The organism is Acidipropionibacterium jensenii, from assembly GCF_005890135.1.
Classification (GTDB): domain Bacteria; phylum Actinomycetota; class Actinomycetes; order Propionibacteriales; family Propionibacteriaceae; genus Acidipropionibacterium; species Acidipropionibacterium jensenii.
Window position 1 is genome coordinate 2982890 of the sequence record NZ_CP040635.1, and the last position, 16519, is coordinate 2999408.

13 protein-coding genes are annotated in these 16519 nt (G+C 68.8%); 3 read left to right on the forward strand and 10 right to left on the reverse strand.

Going from position 1 to position 16519, the window contains the following annotated elements; genetic code table 11:
- Positions 1-48: 48 nt before the first annotated feature.
- The 3 genes from FEZ32_RS13345 to uvrC are packed head-to-tail and all read right to left on the reverse strand — an operon-like array spanning position 49 to position 4002.
- Positions 49-1014 carry a gluconeogenesis factor YvcK family protein gene (locus FEZ32_RS13345; RefSeq protein ID WP_028703080.1) on the reverse strand — a complete coding sequence of 322 codons (966 nt, stop codon included), beginning with the start codon at positions 1012-1014 and terminating at the stop codon, positions 49-51.
- A 53-nt stretch (positions 1015-1067) separates the two neighbouring features.
- Positions 1068-1958, reverse strand: coding sequence for an RNase adapter RapZ (gene rapZ / locus FEZ32_RS13350; RefSeq protein ID WP_084149355.1), 891 nt, complete (start codon positions 1956-1958; stop codon positions 1068-1070).
- Between the two features lie 28 nt (positions 1959-1986).
- Positions 1987-4002 carry an excinuclease ABC subunit UvrC gene (uvrC, locus tag FEZ32_RS13355; protein WP_097799065.1) on the reverse strand — a complete coding sequence of 672 codons (2016 nt, stop codon included), beginning with the start codon at positions 4000-4002 and terminating at the stop codon, positions 1987-1989.
- Positions 4003-4251: 249 nt separating this feature from the next.
- Between uvrC and FEZ32_RS13360 the strand changes: the two genes are divergently transcribed.
- Positions 4252-5001 (forward strand): histidine phosphatase family protein, encoded by a 750-nt coding sequence (locus tag FEZ32_RS13360; RefSeq protein ID WP_028703083.1) that lies wholly within the window; start codon positions 4252-4254, stop codon positions 4999-5001.
- An 11-nt stretch (positions 5002-5012) separates the two neighbouring features.
- Here FEZ32_RS13360 and FEZ32_RS13365 read toward each other — a convergent pair whose 3' ends face one another.
- The gene (locus FEZ32_RS13365) at positions 5013-5468 is read right to left on the reverse strand and encodes a hypothetical protein (RefSeq protein WP_232020975.1); all 456 of its coding nucleotides are present in this window, start codon (positions 5466-5468) and stop codon (positions 5013-5015) included.
- A 365-nt stretch (positions 5469-5833) separates the two neighbouring features.
- On the opposite strand from FEZ32_RS13365, the gene FEZ32_RS13370 reads away from it, so the two are divergent.
- The gene (locus FEZ32_RS13370; protein WP_138680792.1) at positions 5834-6244 is read left to right on the forward strand and encodes a Rieske (2Fe-2S) protein; all 411 of its coding nucleotides are present in this window, start codon (positions 5834-5836) and stop codon (positions 6242-6244) included.
- A gap of 87 nt (positions 6245-6331) precedes the next feature.
- On the opposite strand, the gene FEZ32_RS13375 is transcribed toward FEZ32_RS13370, so the two are convergent.
- Both FEZ32_RS13375 and uvrA read right to left on the reverse strand, forming a co-directional pair.
- Positions 6332-6685 carry a hypothetical protein gene (locus FEZ32_RS13375; protein WP_028703086.1) on the reverse strand — a complete coding sequence of 118 codons (354 nt, stop codon included), beginning with the start codon at positions 6683-6685 and terminating at the stop codon, positions 6332-6334.
- A gap of 89 nt (positions 6686-6774) precedes the next feature.
- Positions 6775-9804: an excinuclease ABC subunit UvrA gene (gene uvrA / locus FEZ32_RS13380; RefSeq protein ID WP_028703087.1), complete on the reverse strand. Its 3030-nt coding sequence runs from the start codon at positions 9802-9804 to the stop codon at positions 6775-6777.
- A 202-nt stretch (positions 9805-10006) separates the two neighbouring features.
- On the opposite strand from uvrA, the gene FEZ32_RS13385 reads away from it, so the two are divergent.
- Entirely contained in the window at positions 10007-10642 is a 636-nt protein-coding gene (locus FEZ32_RS13385) for a maleylpyruvate isomerase family mycothiol-dependent enzyme (protein ID WP_028703088.1), read from the forward strand.
- Here the strand turns inward: FEZ32_RS13385 and FEZ32_RS13390 are convergent.
- The 4 genes from FEZ32_RS13390 to rpsA form a co-directional block, all read right to left on the reverse strand.
- Positions 10631-11632 (reverse strand): TerC/Alx family metal homeostasis membrane protein, encoded by a 1002-nt coding sequence (locus tag FEZ32_RS13390; protein ID WP_028703089.1) that lies wholly within the window; start codon positions 11630-11632, stop codon positions 10631-10633. The genes FEZ32_RS13385 and FEZ32_RS13390 overlap by 12 nt on opposite strands.
- 181 nt (positions 11633-11813) lie before the next feature.
- Positions 11814-13898, reverse strand: coding sequence for an excinuclease ABC subunit UvrB (gene uvrB, locus FEZ32_RS13400; protein ID WP_138680793.1), 2085 nt, complete (start codon positions 13896-13898; stop codon positions 11814-11816).
- Positions 13899-13934: 36 nt separating this feature from the next.
- Entirely contained in the window at positions 13935-14567 is a 633-nt protein-coding gene (coaE, locus tag FEZ32_RS13405; RefSeq protein ID WP_138680794.1) for a dephospho-CoA kinase, read from the reverse strand.
- 82 nt (positions 14568-14649) lie between these two features.
- A complete protein-coding gene (rpsA, locus tag FEZ32_RS13410; protein ID WP_097799883.1) occupies positions 14650-16152 on the reverse strand; it encodes a 30S ribosomal protein S1 in 1503 nt (500 codons plus the stop codon).
- Between the last annotated feature and the right edge of the window lie 367 nt (positions 16153-16519).

The following is a 16519-nucleotide window of genomic DNA, read 5'->3' on the forward strand; positions in this document are numbered from 1 at the left end:
TCGGGGGATCAGGGGTGTCGGGAGGGCGGATCTGGGCCGGGGGTCGGGTCAGTGCGGCAGACAGCCCATGATCTCGGCGTAGGCGGAGGCCAACCGTAGCGTGTCGTGTCGAGCCGAACCGTCCCTGGCGGCCAGATCGGCCTCGACCAGTTCGGCCCCCAGGTTGCGGGCGTAGCTGGCCAGATGGGCGTCCTCGCCGGCGAATCCGCGGTCGGCGAGGATGGTGTCGAAGCGGATCCTCGCCTCGTGCTCGGCGAGCACCTCCAGGTGGCGCGCGGGGCTGAACCCGTCGGTCTCCTCGGTGGGGGCGATGTTGAGGGTGAGGATCTTGTGGGCCCGCGACTCGATGATCGCGTCGGCGATCTCGGGGACCAGCAGGTGGGGAATCACCGAGGTGAACCAGGATCCGGGGCCCAGCACCAGGTAGTCGGACTCCCGGATCGCCTCGACGGCCTGCGGGCAGGCCGGCGGGTTGGCGGGATCCAGGTGCACGGTGAGCACCTCGGCCATCGTCTTGGCCACGGTGGACTGCCCGGTGAGGGTGTAGGTCTCGTCGGGGCGCATCGGGTCCAGACCGATGACCTCCGCCGAGATGTCGAGGGGGACCAGGGACATCGGCAGCACCCGGCCGCGGGTGCCGAGCAGCTCCCCCACCATGTCCAGACCGGCGACCGGGTCGCCGAGCTCCTGCCACAGCCCGGCGATGAGGAGATTGCCGATGGCATGGCCGGCGAGTTCGCCGTCCCCGTGGAAGCGGGCCTGCAGCACCTCGGCCCAGGTGCGCCCGACCCGGTCGTCGGCGCACAGCGCCGCCAGTGCCCGGCGCAGGTCCCCCGGCGGCAGGCAGGAGAACTCCTCGCGCAGCCGGCCCGAGGAGCCGCCGTTGTCGGCCACCGTGACGACGGCGGTGATCCGGGAGGTCACCCGGCGCAGCGCCCGCAGCGAGGCGGCCAGGCCGTGGCCGCCCCCGAAGGCGGTGACCACCGGGCCCTCGCCGAAGCTCTCGGAGCTCAGCCGGCTCGCGCCGCTGGTCCGCCCCGTCGTCGTGTCGTGAGTCGAGGACACCGTCACTCCCTTCCCAGATCCCGGTGCAGGACGGCGACCGGCCGGCCCCTGGAGCGCAGCCGGGTGGCCAGCTCCTCGGCGATCGCGGTGCTGCGGTGCTTGCCGCCGGTGCAGCCGATGGCGACCGTCACCTGCTTCTTGCCCTCCCGGATGTAGCCGGGCTCCATTCCCTCGAGCAGTTCGTCGACCCGGTCGATGAACTGCCGGGCGCCGGGCTGGGCGAGCACGTAGGAGGCGACGTCGGGTGACAGTCCGGTCTTGGGCCGCAGCTCCGGCACCCAGTAGGGGTTGGGCAGGAAGCGCACGTCGAAGACCAGGTCGGCGTCGATCGGCACGCCTCGCTTGAACCCGAAGGTCATCAACTGGATGGTGAGCGGGGCGTCCTCCCCGCCGAAGACAGAGTCGATCCGCTGGGCCAGCTGGCGGGCATTGATCGAGGTGGTGTCGATGACCAGGTCGGCGGCCGCCCGGATCCCCGAGAGCATCCGGCGTTCCAGCGAGATGGCGTCCATCAGGTGGCCGCCGTGCTGCAGCGGCAGGGGGCGACGACTCGACTCCTGACGTTTGACGATCGCCTCGTCGGAGGCCTCCAGGAAGACCGTCTCGGGATCGATCCCGCGTCGGGTGAGGTCGGTCAGGGCGACGTCGATGCCCTCGAACATCCGGCGGGTGCGGACGTCCAGGACGACGGCCAGCCGGTCCACCCCGTTCTCGGAGGTCTCGTCGATGAGCGCCCCCAGCATGGTCGGGGGCAGGTTGTCGACCACGTACCAGCCCAGATCCTCCATCGCGTGCGCCGCGGTGCGCCGTCCGGCACCCGAGATGCCCGTGATGACGACCACGCGCTGCGGACCGGTGTCGTCGTCCCGGCTGGAGTGGTCATGTGTGCTCACGGGGCCATGGTAGGACCCCGGGCTCCGGTCAGGGTGCTGTTGGAGCGTCCTCGAGGACCTCGCCGGTGGCGGTGTTGACTGCGGGCAGCGGTCTGTCGGCGGTCAGCGCCTCGACCACCGAGCGGGCCAGCACCGGGCCGAATCCCGGCACCTCGCCGATCTGGTCGGCGCTGGCGGCGCGCAGCGCCTTGAGGGAGCCGAAGTGCTGCATCAGGGTCTTGCGGCGGACCTCGCCGAGCCCGGGGACCCCGTCGAGGACCGACTCGATCATGGCCTTGGACCGGCGCTCCCGGTGGAAGGTGATGGCGAACCGGTGGGCCTCGTCGCGCAGTCGCTGCAGCAGGTAGAGGCCCTCGGAGGTGCGCGGCAGGATGACCGGCCACTCCTCGTCGGGAAGCCACACCTCCTCCAGGCGCTTGGCCAGGCCGCACAGTGCGATCTCGTCGGCCAGGCCGTACTCCTCGAGCACCTCCTGGGCGGCGTGCACCTGGGGGGCGCCGCCGTCGACCACGATGAGGCTCGGGGCGTAGGCGAACGACCGGGGGGAGCCGGTGGTCGGGTCGATGAGGGTGCCGGTGGTGTCCCCGTCGGCGACTCCCCCGGCCATCGCCTCGCGGTCGTCCAGCAGCCGTCGGAGACGCCGGGAGAGCACCTCGTGCATGGCGGCGAAGTCGTCCGAGCCGTCGAAGCTCTTGATGATGAACCGGCGGTACTCGGACTTGCGGGGCATCCCGTCCTCGAAGACCACCATCGAGCCGACCACCTGATGGCCCTGGATGTGGGAGATGTCGTAGGACTCCATCCGCAACGGCGCCCGGTCCAGACCGAGGGCCTCCTGGATCTCCTCGAGGGCCCGGGTGCGGGTGGCCAGGTCGGAGGCCCGGCGCAGCTTGTGCTGGGCCAGCGCCTCCTCGGCGTTGCGGGTGACGGTGTCCATCAGGGTGCGCTTGTCGCCGCGTTGTGGCACCCGGATCTCGACATGGGAGCCTCGGGACTCGCTCAGCAGATCGGTCATCGCGTCCAGGGAGGCCGGTTCGTGGGAGACCATCACGAGTCTGGGGACCACCGGGCCCTGGCCGGTCTCGCGGACCTGGCCGCGGGAGACGTCGCCGGCCCCGTAGAGCTGGAGCAGGAAGGTCTCCATCAGGTCCGGGGCCCCGGCCTCGTCGGCCCGGTCGGCGACCCATCCGCGCTCCCCGCGGACCCGTCCGCCGCGCACGTGGAAGATCTTGACGGCCACCTCCAGGGGGTCCATCGCCAGGGCGATGACATCGGCGTCGGTGCCATCGCCCAGCACGATGGCGTTGCGCTCGGTGGCCTTGGCCAGGGCGCCCAGGGAGTCCCGCAGCACGGCGGCCCGTTCGAACTCGAGGTTGGTCGCGGCGTCCTCCATCTGCCGCTCGATGCGATGGACCAGACCGGTGCTGCGGCCGGCCATGAAGGAGCAGAAGTCGTCGGCGATGTCGCGGTGGGCCTCGGGGGTGATCCGTCCCACGCAGGGGGCCGAGCACTTGCCGATGTAGCCGAGCAGACAGGGCCGGCCCTGGGCCCGGGCCCGGTTGAAGACCCCGGTCGAGCAGGACCGCATCGGGAAGACCCTCAGCAGGGTCTCCATGGTGTCGCGGATCGCCCAGGCCTGGCCGAAGGGCCCGAAGTAGCGCCATCCGCGCCGGTGGGCGCCCCGCCCCACGAAGACCCGGGGGAACTCGTCGCTCCAGGTGACGCACAGCCAGGGATAGGTCTTGTCGTCGCGGTACATCACGTTGAACCGCGGGTCGAACTCCTTGATCCAGGTGTACTCGAGCTGAAGGGACTCCAGCTCGTTCTGGACCACCGTCCACTGGACGTGGGCGGCGGTGGTCACCATCCGCTGGGTGCGCGGGTGCAGGGCCGAGATGTCCTGAAAGTAGGAGTTGAGCCGGTTGCGCAGGTTCTTCGCCTTGCCGACGTAGATCACCTGGCCGTGCTCGTCGCTGAACCGGTACACCCCGGGGTCGGTGGGGATGGTGCCGGGGGCAGGGCGGTAGCTGGACGGATCGGCCATGTATCGCACTATAAGCGGCAGCGCAGACACCGCCTCCGCGTCACTGGGCTGCTGCCTCCGCGCTGCGGTGCTGCCTCCCCGCGCCATCGACGGCGGGGACTCGCGAGCCGAACGTGCACATTTCACTCGCGCAACACCCGTCCCCGGCCGCCAGGACGACTCACCGGCTGTTGCGCGAGTGAAATGTGCACCCCGGAGTCGTTGCCGGGCACGCAGGCCACATCCCCGGCACCCCGATAACCTGAGGCCGTGCACCTGATGCTGATCCGACATGGCCAGTCCGCCAACAATGCCCTGGCCGCTCAGGGCGCCGAGGTCTTCGGCGCGGGCCGGGTGGCCGATCCCGCGCTCACCGAGCTGGGGGCCCGTCAGGCCGACGCCCTGGCCGGTTGGATCGGCGGTGTCGACCCGCGGCCCACCCGGCTCTACTGCTCCCCGATGAGACGGACTCTCCAGACCGCCGCCCCGGTGGCCGAGGCCCTGGACCTACCGCTGGAGGTGGAGGACTTCCTCTACGAGCGCCCGGGCCCCACCGAGGGCTTCGGGGAGACGGTGAGGGCCGCACCCGGTTCTCCCCTCGCAGAGCTGTCGGCGATCACCGCGAGGGCAGTCTTCCCCGGCTCGGTGACCGAGCGGGGCTGGTACACCGGCGAGGTCGAGACCCCCCAGCAGGCCGCCGCGCGGGCCGTCCGGATCGCCGCCTGGGTGCGCGAGGCCCACGACGAGGACGACTGCGTGGCGATCGTCGCCCACGGTGCGATCGGAGCCCTCATCCTCTCGGCGATCATCTGCCCCGGCCGCCAGGAGACCCTGGGCGGCTTCGTCGCCGGGACCGAGCCCTGGTGGTTCGACCTCGCCAACACCTCGACCTCGATGGTCGAACTCATGCCTGGTGACAAGATCGAGGTGCACTGGATCAACCGGGTCGACCATCTCGTCGCCGCGGGAATGGTCACCGGAGCCAACGCTCACGCCACCGGCAACCCCGGGACGCGGTGAGCCGAAGCTCTCTACTCGTGCTCGACCAGGAGAGCGACGACGAGGGTGTGACAGTCCATGGCGAGCACCGAGGCACCCGGAAATCGCCACACATGGGCTTGAATGGGTTCTCCGTCCATGGAGACAACAGTCGTCGCATGTGGCGGAGTGCGATTCCACTGCTCGGCACAGGAGACGTTGTCCCGGTGGAAATAGCGCGCCACTTCGGCGATGACCGCATCATCGCATTCAAGATCAAGCCACTCCAGCAGGCCCTCGATGGCGCCCATGAACTCGTCCCGATCCTGATGCTCGTAGGCCGGCGCGGCCAGATCACTGACGGGCCCTCGCGCTGCGATGGCCCACCGGCCCGAGGCGTTGCGCGCCTCGGCGGTCATGGCTGGATCACTGTCGGACAACTCAACCGGTCCATCGATTCCTTTGAACCAGAAGATCCGACCCTTGTTCAGGTTCCAGAGCTGGAGCACAGCGTCACCGACTTTGCGTTGCAGACATCCCACCCGCGAATACGGTTCGTTCAAGCTACACCGCAACGCCTGCCGGGCGCCTCCAAGAGGGAGAAGTCCGCACTGCTGGACTCGCTGACTGTCACCACCTACCGGTACCCGAAACCGTTGAAGGACCCCGCCCATCCGCCTGCCCTCTCACGGTGCACGCCCCACACGCCATCTCAGAAAAGGCTTTCGCCTACGCTGTGCACGCGGCGATCCGCTTCCCCGAACGTGTAGTCGTAGGTACCTGAGTAGCGTCAGAAGTGGCGGCGGCAGCGCCGACAACCCAAGGACGCGCCAAGAGAAGTCCAACTGCGCGGTTCAGTAACCAGGAGGTTCACATGTCACCCACCAGGCGCACCATTCTCAGGGGCGGTCTCGGGATCGCTGCACTGGCCACCGGAGCGGCCCTCACCGGTTGTTCCGGGGGCGGCAGCTCCCAGGGGGTGGGGCCGTCCGCCCCGGCCACCATCGACGCCGACCAGGTGCCGGTCGGCGGAGGTGCAGTGCTCGGCAAGAAGGCCGGATTCGTCGTCACCCAGCCCACCAAGGGCTCCTACAAGGCGTTCAGCGCGGTCTGCCCGCACGCCGGGTGCGACGTCTCCAAGGTCGCCGACGGGCAGATCATCTGCCCCTGCCACGGGTCCCGGTTCAACATCACCGACGGCTCGGTGGTCCAGGGTCCCGCCACCAGCGGTCTGGGCAGCGCGAAGGTCACCGTGGAGGGATCCACCCTGAAGGTCTCCGCCTGACACTCCGGACGGTCCGCGGATGCCGGTTCGCCGGGCGGGCGCTCCCCCGACCGCTCAGCGACTGCGGGTTCTCTCGGGTGAGCGGTCCTAGCGCCTCAGCGCCAGGGCGATGTTGACGACGGCCAGTCCCACCCAGCAGATGAGGGTTCCGAGCAGGCCGCCGTGGGTGCCCATCATGATCCCGGTCAGCGGGATGGCCATCACCACCGAGACGATGGCCACCGCGATCCGGCCGCCGGCCGGCACGGCACCGGTGGACCGGGCCACCTGGGCGCCGCGCTCGGCGGCCATCTGCTGCTGGATCTCCGCGGTCACCCTGGAGGCGAAGGAGTCCACCAGGGCCGGGTCCATGGAGTCGCCGAGTTCCTTGCGGGCGGCGAGGACGGCCTCGGCGTCGGCGCGACCCACCCTCGGGTCCTTGGGAATGGGATTGCTGGCCATCTCTGGCTCCTCTCAGGTGCGTGTGCACGGGCCATCCTGCCTTCTCAGCGCCGACCGGGGCATCCTCCGGCCGATCTACGGGGAGAAGATCAGGAGGCTTTCCGGGTTCTGGTCGCCCCGGCCGTGCTGGGCCTGCGGGTGCCCGCCGCCTTCCGGCCCGCCTTGCCACTACTGGTCTTCGCAGTTCCAGTCTTCGCGCTGCTGGTCCGCCCGATCCCCTTGTGAGCCACCGGCCTCATGACGACAGGCTGGTCGCCGACCGGCACCTCGTGGCCGTCCAGCACCTCCTTGAGGTACTTCCCGGTGTAGGACTGCGGGCATGCGGCGACCTGCTCCGGGGTGCCCTCGACGACGACCGTGCCGCCCCCGTTGCCGCCCTCCGGGCCCATGTCGATGAGCCAGTCGGCGGTCTTGATGACGTCGAGGTTGTGCTCGATGACGATCACGGAGTTGCCCTGATCGACCAGCCTCCCCAGCACGGCGAGCAGCTTGCGGATGTCCTCGAAGTGCAGGCCGGTGGTCGGCTCGTCCAGCACGTAGAGGGTGTTGCCGGTGGACCGCCGGGCCAGTTCGGTGGCCAGCTTCACGCGCTGCGCCTCGCCTCCCGACAGGGTGGTGGCCGGTTGGCCCAGCCGGACGTACCCCAGTCCCACCTCGACCAGGGTCTTGAGGTGGCGGTGGATCGCCTGGATCGGCTCGAAGAAGGCGCAGGCCTCCTCGATCGGCATGTCGAGGACCTCGGCGATCGTCTTGCCCTTGTAGTGCACCTCGAGGGTCTCCCGGTTGTACCGGGCCCCGTGGCAGACCTCGCAGGGGACGTAGACGTCGGGCAGGAAGTTCATCTCGATCCTGATGGTCCCGTCGCCCTGGCAGTTCTCGCAGCGTCCCCCCTTGACGTTGAAGGAGAACCGGCCCTGAAGATAGCCGCGGACCTTCGCCTCGGGGGTCTGGGCGAACAGCGCCCGGATCTTGTCGAAGACGCCGGTGTAGGTGGCCGGGTTGGACCGCGGGGTCCGCCCGATCGGGGACTGGTCGACGTGGATCACCTTGTCGACATTGCCCACCCCGTCGATGGTGTCGTGCTTGCCGGGCACCGCCCGCGACCCCTGGATCCGGTGGGACAGGGAGCGGAACAGGATCTGGTTGACCAGGGTCGACTTGCCCGAGCCGCTCACCCCGGTGACCACCACGAGCTGGCCGAGCGGGAAGGAGACGTCGATCCCCTTGAGGTTGTTCTGCCGGGCGCCGCGCACCACGACGTCGCGGCCGGTGCGGGGACGCCGGTCAGCAGGCAGCGGGATGGACCGCCGTCCGGACAGGTAGGCGCCAGTGATGGACTCGCGACTGGCCATCAACTCGCTCACCGGCCCGGAGACCACGATCCTTCCGCCGTGCTCGCCGGCTCCGGGGCCGACGTCGACCACCCAGTCGGCCACCCGGATGGTGTCCTCGTCGTGCTCCACGACGATGAGGGTGTTGCCGAGATCGCGCAGCCGGATGAGGGTCTCGATGAGTCGCCGGTTGTCGCGCTGGTGGAGCCCGATGGAGGGTTCGTCCAGCACATAGAGGACGCCGACCAGCCCCGAACCGATCTGGGTGGCCAGCCGGATCCGCTGGGCCTCCCCGCCCGACAGCGAGCCGGCCGAGCGGGACAGCGTGAGGTAGTCCAGGCCGACGTCGATGAGGAACCGCAGCCTCGCCCGGACCTCCTTGACCACCCGCTCCGAGATGGCCAACTCGCGGGTGCTCAGTTCCAGGGACTCCAGGAAGGTCCAGGCGTCACCGATGGACAGGTCGGAGACCTCGGCGATGTCGCGGTCCCCGACCGTCACCGCCAGGCTGGCGGGCTTGAGCCGCCGACCCTGGCACGCCGGGCAGGGGCTCTCCCGCAGGTAGGCGCCCCACCGGGAGCGCGCGGTGTCGGTCTCGGCCTCGTCATAGCGGCGCCGCACGTAGTGCATCACTCCCTCGTAGTTCTGGGAGTAGCTGCGCAGCCTGCCGAACCGGTTGCGGTAGCTGATCATCACCGGATCCCCGTCGCCGTGCAGGACGAGGGCGCGGGCATGGGCGGGAAGGTCCTGCCAGGCCAGCTCGGGGTCGAAGTCGTTGTCGCGGCCGAGGGCCTCGAAGACGTGCCGGTAGTGATTGGCGACCTGCGGGGTCGACCAGGGGGCGATCGCACCGTCGGACAGGCTGACCTGCCGGTCGGGGACCACCAGGTCGGGGTCGACATCGAGGGTGGTGCCCAGCCCCGAGCACTCCGGGCAGGCCCCCCAGGGGCCGTTGAAGGAGAACTGCCGGGGCTCCAGCTCGTCGATGTCGATGTCGTGCTGGTTGGGGCAGGCCATGTTCTCGCTGAACCGCCGGATCCGGTCCGGGGCGGCCTGCTCCCGGTCGACGAAGTCGATCGCGACCACCCCGTGGGCCAGCCCCAGGGCGGCCTCCACGGACTCGGTGAGGCGCTGCTTGGCGGACTCCTTGATCGCGATCCGGTCGACGACCACCTCGATGTTGTGCTTGCGCTTCTTGTCCAGGGCCGGCGGGTCGTCGAGGCGGTGCACCTCCCCGTCCACCCGGACCCGGGTGTAGCCGTCGGTGACGAGCTGACGGAACAGCTCGACGTACTCCCCCTTGCGGCCCTGGATGACCGGGGCGAGCACCTGGATGCGGGTCCCCTCCGGCAGTGCGATCAGCCGGTCGACGATCTGCTGGGGGGTCTGCCGGGAGATCCGCTCCCCGCACACGGGGCAGTGCGGCACCCCGATCCGCGCCCACAGCAGCCGCAGGTAGTCGTGGATCTCGGTGATGGTGCCGACCGTGGACCGGGGATTGCGGGAGGTGGACTTCTGGTCGATGGACACCGCCGGGGAGAGCCCCTCGATGAAGTCGACATCGGGCTTGTCCATCTGGCCGAGGAACTGCCGGGCGTAGGCCGACAGGGACTCCACGTAGCGGCGTTGGCCCTCGGCGAAGATGGTGTCGAAGGCCAGCGAGGACTTGCCGGACCCGGACAGGCCGGTGAACACGATCATGGCGTCGCGCGGCAGTGACAGGCTGACGTTGCGCAGATTGTGTTCCCGGGCTCCCCGGACGATGATGCGATCACTCACGGGGTTCATCGTATGTGTCGACTCTGACAGTTCTGCGACGCTCCAGTTCCGGGCGCTCGGGGCACGCACCCCGTGGTGGACGGCGGTGGCGCACTAGGTTGGACCCATGATCTCCGAATCGACCAGGACTGGGGGGTTGCGGATCGACGCCGGGACGGACGAGGTTCGCGCCGCCAAGCTCGAGGCCACCCAGCGGCTGCTCGGCAGCACGATGGGCATCTCCGACGAGCAGTGGCAGTCTCCCAGCAGACTGCCCGGCTGGACCCGGGCGCATGTCGCCACCCACCTGGCCCGCAACGCCGACGCCCTCACCCGGCTGGTGGAGGAACTGGCCCTGGGACGCCATGTCCCGCTCTACCCGTCCCTGGCGGCCCGCGACCAGGAGATCGAGCGCGGTTCCGAACGGGACGGACTGGCCCTCCAGATCGATCTGGACACCAGCGCCGGGCGCCTGCACGGCGCCTTCGACCTGCTGGAGGAGATTCCCGTCTCCTCCGTGGAACTGGCCCCCGGACTCGAGGTGGAGACGAGTCAGCTGCCCACCGTCAGACTCTCCGAGGTGCTCCTGCACCACCTCGATCTGGACGTCGGCTTCAGCCTCGATGACATCTCCGCCGATGCCGGCCGCTGGCTGCTGGCCTGGGTGTGCTTCCGGCTGCGGCGCCGGATGAGCACCCCGGCGATGCGGATCATCAGCGACTCCGGGCTCACCGACCGGATCGGCGGCTCCGGCTACGCCACCACGGTCCGCGGCTCGGACGCCGCCCTGGCGGGTTGGCTGTCCGGCCGCACCGGGTCCGACCAGTTGCGCGGAGCGCAGAACCTGGCCCTGCCGCTACTGGGCTGAGTCCCGGGCGGCCGGGCCGTCGGCGGACCGGGAGCGGATCAGGCTGGCCGCCGCGGTGATCACCAGGGTGCCGACGATGACCCCCAGCGACACCTCGGTGGAGATCTCGGTGGTGATGCCGAACCATCGGCGATCCAACCCGTAGTGGTTGAGGGCGTGCAGGATGAGCTTGACGGAGATGAATCCGAGGATCACCGACAGCCCGAGCGGCAGGTAGACCAGCTTGTGGAGCAGGTTGCCGAGCAGGAAGTAGAGCTGGCGCAGCCCCATCAGGGCGAAGACGTTGGCGGTGAAGATGAGATAGGCCTCATCGGTGAGGCCGTAGCTCGCCGGGATCGAGTCCAGGGCGAACATCAGGTCGGCGGTGCTCAGCGCGATGACGACGGTCAGCAGCGAGGTGGCCAGCACCTTGCCGTCCTCCCTCACCAGGAAGGAGGTGCCCCGGTAGTCGCCGGTGGTGGGCAGATGGGTCCGCATCCAGCGGGTCACCGCGTTGTCGCCGGCGTCCTCCTCGCCCTCATCGGGGTCCTTGGAGAAGTAGTCGCGGACCAGGCCGATGGCGGAGTACATGAGGAATCCACCGAAGATGAAGAACACCCAGGCCCACGCATTGAGGACGACCTGACCCAGCCCGATGAACACCCCGCGGAAGATCAGCGCCACCATGATGCCGATCAGCAGGGTGAACTGCTGGAGGTAGCCGGGCACCTTGAACTTGGTCATCAGCACGATGAAGATGAACAGGTTGTCCAGGGAGAGACTGTACTCGGTGAGCCACACGGCGAAGAACTCCTTGCCGTGCTCGGCCCCCTGGAGAAAAATGACGCCCAGCCCGAAGAGTCCGGCCAGCACCACGTAGAGCCCGATGAAGGCGCTGCACTCCTTCATCGAGGGCATGTGGGGACGTCGGCCCAGGATCAGCGCGTCGGCCAGCAGCAGCCCCACCATGACGACGATGGTGAGAATCCAGACATAGGGATGAATGTGCACCCGGGCCTCCGAAGGCGTGCTGAGGGTCCGGAGGTCTCGTCCGTCCCGGCTCCCGGCATCACCCGGGCAACCGGAACTGCGTGGCCGGATCGCGATGGCACGATCGTGGTGACGACCACAGCGTTCTCAGGAGTACTCCCCTCCAACCCGGCCGAGTCTTGCACCTGACGGCGGGGTCGCGCTACTTGGCGGCCTCGACCATCTGACGCAGTTCCTGCTTGAGGTCGGCGATCTCGTCGCGCAGCCGGGCCGCCACCTCGAACTTCAGCTCCGCGGCGGCCTGGCGCATCTCGGCGCTCAGCTCAACGATGAGATCGCCGAGCTGGGAGGCGGCCATCGTCGAGGTGTCCAGATTGCGTCGACCCTCCATCCCGGCGGCATCGGCCCCCTTGCGACCGCCCGCCACTGAGGCCACCAGCGAGTCGGTGTCGGCGTCCTCCCGGGCGAGCATCTCGGTGATGTCGCCGATCTTCTTGCGCAACGGCTGCGGGTCGATGCCGTGCTCGGTGTTGTAGGCGATCTGGATCTCGCGTCGACGGTTCGTCTCGTCGATCGCCACCTGCATCGAGTCGGTGATCTCGTCGGCGTACATGTGGACCTGCCCGTTGACATTGCGGGCGGCTCGACCGATGGTCTGGATGAGGGACCTCTCCGAGCGCAGGAAGCCCTCCTTGTCGGCGTCCAGGATGGCGACCAGGGAGACCTCGGGAAGGTCCAGCCCCTCCCTCAGCAGGTTGATGCCGACCAGCACGTCGAACTCCCCCATCCGCAGCTGCTTGAGCAGTTCGATCCGTTTGAGGGTGTCGATCTCCGAGTGCAGGTACCGGGTCCGGATGCCGTGCTCCATGAGGTAGTCGGTGAGGTCCTCGGCCATCTTCTTGGTGAGGGTGGTCACCAGCACCCGCTCCTGCTTCTCGACGCGGATCCGGATCTCGCCCATCAGGTCGTCGATCTGGCCCTTGGTGGACTTCACGATGATCTGCGGGTCGACCAGCCCGGTGGGGCGGATGATCTGCTCGACGACTCCGTCGGCCCGCTCGGTCTCGTAGGGGCCGGGGGTGGCCGACAGATAGACCGTCTGACCGATCCTGCTGACGAACTCGTCGAACTTGAGCGGCCGGTTGTCCATCGCGCTGGGCAGCCGGAAGCCGTGCTCCACGAGGGTGCGCTTGCGGCTCATGTCCCCCTCGTACATCCCGCCGATCTGGGGGATGGTGACATGGGACTCGTCGACCACCAGCAGGAAGTCCTCCGGGAAGTAGTCGAGCAGGCAGTTCGGCGCCGACCCGGGCTCGCGTCCGTCGATGTGACGCGAGTAGTTCTCGATCCCCGCGCAGCTGCCCACCTGGCGCATCATCTCGATGTCGTAGTTCGTGCGCATCTTCAGCCGCTGGGCCTCCAGCAGTTTGCCGTCGCGCTCCAGCACGGCCAGCCGGTCGGCCAGCTCCTTCTCGATCCCGGTGATCGCCCGCTCCATCCGCTCGGGGCCAGCCACGTAGTGGGTGGCCGGGAAGACGTAGACCTCCTGGTCCTCGCTGACCACCTCGCCGGTGAGCGGGCGCAGGGTGGTGAGGGCCTCGATCTCGTCGCCGAAGAACTCCACCCGCAGCGCGTTCTCCTCGTACATCGGGAAGATCTCCAGGGTGTCGCCGTGGACCCGGAAGGTGCCCCGCTCCCCCGCCAGGTCGTTGCGGACGTACTGCTCGGTGACCAGCTGGCGCAGCAGCTTGTCGCGGTCCCACTCGTCACCGACCCTCAGGGTGACCATCCGGTCCACGTACTCCTGCGGGGTGCCCAGGCCGTAGATCGCCGAGACGGTCGCCACCACGATGACGTCGCGCCGGGTGAGCAGCGAGTTGGTGGCCGAGTGCCGCAGCCTCTCCACCTCCTCGTTGAGGCTGGAGTCCTTCTCGATGTAGGTGTCGCTCTGCGGGATGTAGGCCTCGGGCTGGTAGTAGTCGTAGTAGGACACGAAGTACTCGACGGCGTTGTCGGGGAAGAAGGTCCTCAGCTCCTGGGCGAACTGGGCGGCCAGCGTCTTGTTGGGCTGCATCACCAGCATCGGGCGCTGCACCCGCTCGGCCAACCAGGCGACGGTGGCCGTCTTGCCGGTGCCGGTGGCGCCGAGCAGCACGACGTTCTGCTCCCCGGCCTTCAGCCTCTTCTCGAGCTCGTCGATGGCCTTCGGCTGGTCGCCCGAGGGCTGGAAGTCGCTGACGACATGGAAGGGTGCCACCCGGCGGGTGATCTCTGAGACGGGGCGCATGGGCCCAAGACTAGGCGGCGGGTGTGACAGTTCCGCTCAGCCGCGGTCGGTGCGACCCCTCAGGTCGAGCAACTGCTGCCAGACGCCGTCGACGATCCCGGGCAGCACGTCGAGCGGGCCCGAGGTGTCGATGACGATGTCGGCCACCGCCAGGCGCTGGCGCCGGTCGGCCTGGGCGGCCACCCGGGCCCTCGCGTGGGCCTCGGTGGTGCCGTCGCGGCGGACCGCGCGACGCACCTGCTCGTCCGGATCGATGTCGGTGACGATGACGACGTCGAACCCCTCGGCCAGACCGGCCTCGACGAGCAGCGGCAGGTCGTGGACGACCACTCGCCCGGCGGCCGCGCCGGCCTCGATGCGGTCGGCCTCGACCTCCACCAGAGGATGGATGATCCCCTCGAGGCGGCGTCGCCGAGCCGGGTCGGTGAAGACCAGACCGGCCAGCGCGGCACGGTCCAGTGAGCCGTCGGCAGCCAGCACCTCGGGCCCGAAGGCGGCCACCACGGCGGCCAGCCCACCGCTTCCGGGATCGACCACCCGGTGGGAGAGCAGGTCGTAGTCGATGACCAGGGCGCCGTGCTCGGCGAGCAGTCGGCTGACGGTCGACTTGCCCGAGGCGATCCCACCGGTCAGTGCGATCCGGGGCCGGCGGTGCTGAGGGCTGTCCATCTGGGATCCTCGTCGAAGTGGAGTGCGGGCCCCATCCGAGACTCGGATGGGGCCCGCACCAGGTGTGCTGTCGAACAGCCGATCAGTTGCCGGTCAGCTTGTCGCGCAGGGCCTGCAGAGCCTCGTCGGAGGCCAGCGAACCCTCACCGGGGGTCGGGGAGGAGTAGGACGCGGTGGACTCGCCGGAGACGGCGGCCTCCTGCTCGGCCTGCTCGGCCTCGATGACCTGCTTCTTGTGGGCCTCCCAGCGGGACTGGGCCTCGGCGTACTGCTGCTCCCAGGCCACTCGCTGCTCGTCGTAGCCGGCCTTCCACTCGTTGGTCTCCGGATCGAAGCCCTCGGGGTAGATGTAGTTGCCGTCCTCGTCGTAGGAGGCGGTCATGCCGTACAGCGACGGGTCGAACTCGTCGGAGTCGACGTCGACGCCCTCGTTGGCCTGCTTGAGGGACAGCGAGATACGGCGGCGGTCCAGATCGATGTCGATGATCTTGACCATGACGTCCTGGCCCACCGAGACGATCTGCTCGGGCAGGTCGACGTGGCGCTCAGCCAGCTCGGAGACGTGGACAAGGCCCTCGATGCCGTCCTCGACACGCACGAAGGCGCCGAACGGGACGAGCTTGGTGACCTTGCCGGGAACGATCTGGCCGATCTGGTGCAGACGGGCGAAGGCCTGCCACGGATCCTCCTGGGTCGCCTTGAGGGACAGCGAGACGCGCTCACGGTCCATGTCGACGTCCAGCACCTCGACGGTGACCGGCTGGCCGACCTCGACGACCTCGCTCGGGTGGTCGATGTGCTTCCAGGACAGCTCGGAGACGTGGACCAGTCCGTCCACCCCGCCGAGATCGACGAAGGCACCGAAGTTGACGATCGAGGAGACGACGCCCTTGCGGATCTGCCCCTTCTGCAGCTGCTGCAGGAAGTTGTGACGGACCTCGGACTGGGTCTGCTCGAGCCAGGCGCGACGCGACAGGACCACATTGTTGCGGTTCTTGTCGAGCTCGATGATCTTGGCCTCGATCTCCTGGCCGACATAGGGCTGGAGGTCGCGGACCCGTCGCATCTCCACGAGGGAGGCCGGCAGGAAGCCGCGCAGGCCGATGTCGACGATCAGGCCGCCCTTGACGACCTCGATCACGGTGCCGTTGACGACCCCGTCCTCATCCTTGATCTTCTCGATCGTGCCCCAGGCGCGCTCGTACTGGGCGCGCTTCTTCGACAGGATCAGTCGACCCTCCTTGTCCTCCTTCTGCTGGACAAGAGCCTCGATCTCATCGCCGACGTGGACGACCTCGAAGGGGTCGACGTCGTGCTTGATGGAGAGTTCCTTGGAGGGGATGACACCTTCGGTCTTGTAACCGATGTCGAGGAGAACCTCGTCCCTGTCGACCTTGACGACGGTGCCGGTGACGATGTCACCGTCGTTGAAGTACTTGATTGTGGCGTCCACGGCGGCCATGAAGGCCTCGGGGCTGCCCAGGTCGTCAACGGTGACCGAGTCAGTTCCGGTCGCGGTGGCGGCAGTCTGCTGGTCGCCGGCGGCGACCGTGTTCGAGGTGGAGGCCTCAGTGGGGGAGGTCATGTAGTAGGGCTCCGATTGGTTGATGTGCGGTCCAAGCACCATGGCCCCCGCCACTGTCCACGTGCCGACCGGCGGCCGGGCGTGGCTCCAGCGAACGCGTCCTGCTACGTCCGAGGCCGCGCAGGCCACAATGCCCTCCCCACAGTACGCTGTGCGCCAAGCCTCCGGCAAACCCCGGGGCACTTTTCCCGACAGGAGGGTGTCGTCGGTTCCGGATGGCTCTGCGTAGAGTGCATCCGGCAGTACGACCGGCGAGGCCAGGAGGCCCGACCCCCATGAACTCCGACCCAGTGAACCCCGACCCTGTGACCGCTGATCCAGGGAACCACGATGCACCCGGCCCGTCCCGGCGGCGCACACCGGGCCT

What these genes read in the sequence shown, in the direction of transcription:
- FEZ32_RS13385 (WP_028703088.1), top strand. Translation starts at nt 10,007, where the DNA reads ATGGGCATCTCCGACGAGCAGTGGCAGTCTCCCAGCAGACTGCCCGGC.
- FEZ32_RS13370 (WP_138680792.1), top strand. Translation starts at nt 5,834, where the DNA reads ATGTCACCCACCAGGCGCACCATTCTCAGGGGCGGTCTCGGGATCGCT.
- coaE (WP_138680794.1), bottom strand. Translation starts at nt 14,567, where the DNA reads ATGGACAGCCCTCAGCACCGCCGGCCCCGGATCGCACTGACCGGTGGG.
- uvrC (WP_097799065.1), bottom strand. Translation starts at nt 4,002, where the DNA reads ATGGCCGATCCGTCCAGCTACCGCCCTGCCCCCGGCACCATCCCCACC.
- uvrA (WP_028703087.1), bottom strand. Translation starts at nt 9,804, where the DNA reads ATGAACCCCGTGAGTGATCGCATCATCGTCCGGGGAGCCCGGGAACAC.
- uvrB (WP_138680793.1), bottom strand. Translation starts at nt 13,898, where the DNA reads ATGCGCCCCGTCTCAGAGATCACCCGCCGGGTGGCACCCTTCCATGTC.
- rpsA (WP_097799883.1), bottom strand. Translation starts at nt 16,152, where the DNA reads ATGACCTCCCCCACTGAGGCCTCCACCTCGAACACGGTCGCCGCCGGC.
- FEZ32_RS13375 (WP_028703086.1), bottom strand. Translation starts at nt 6,685, where the DNA reads ATGGCCAGCAATCCCATTCCCAAGGACCCGAGGGTGGGTCGCGCCGAC.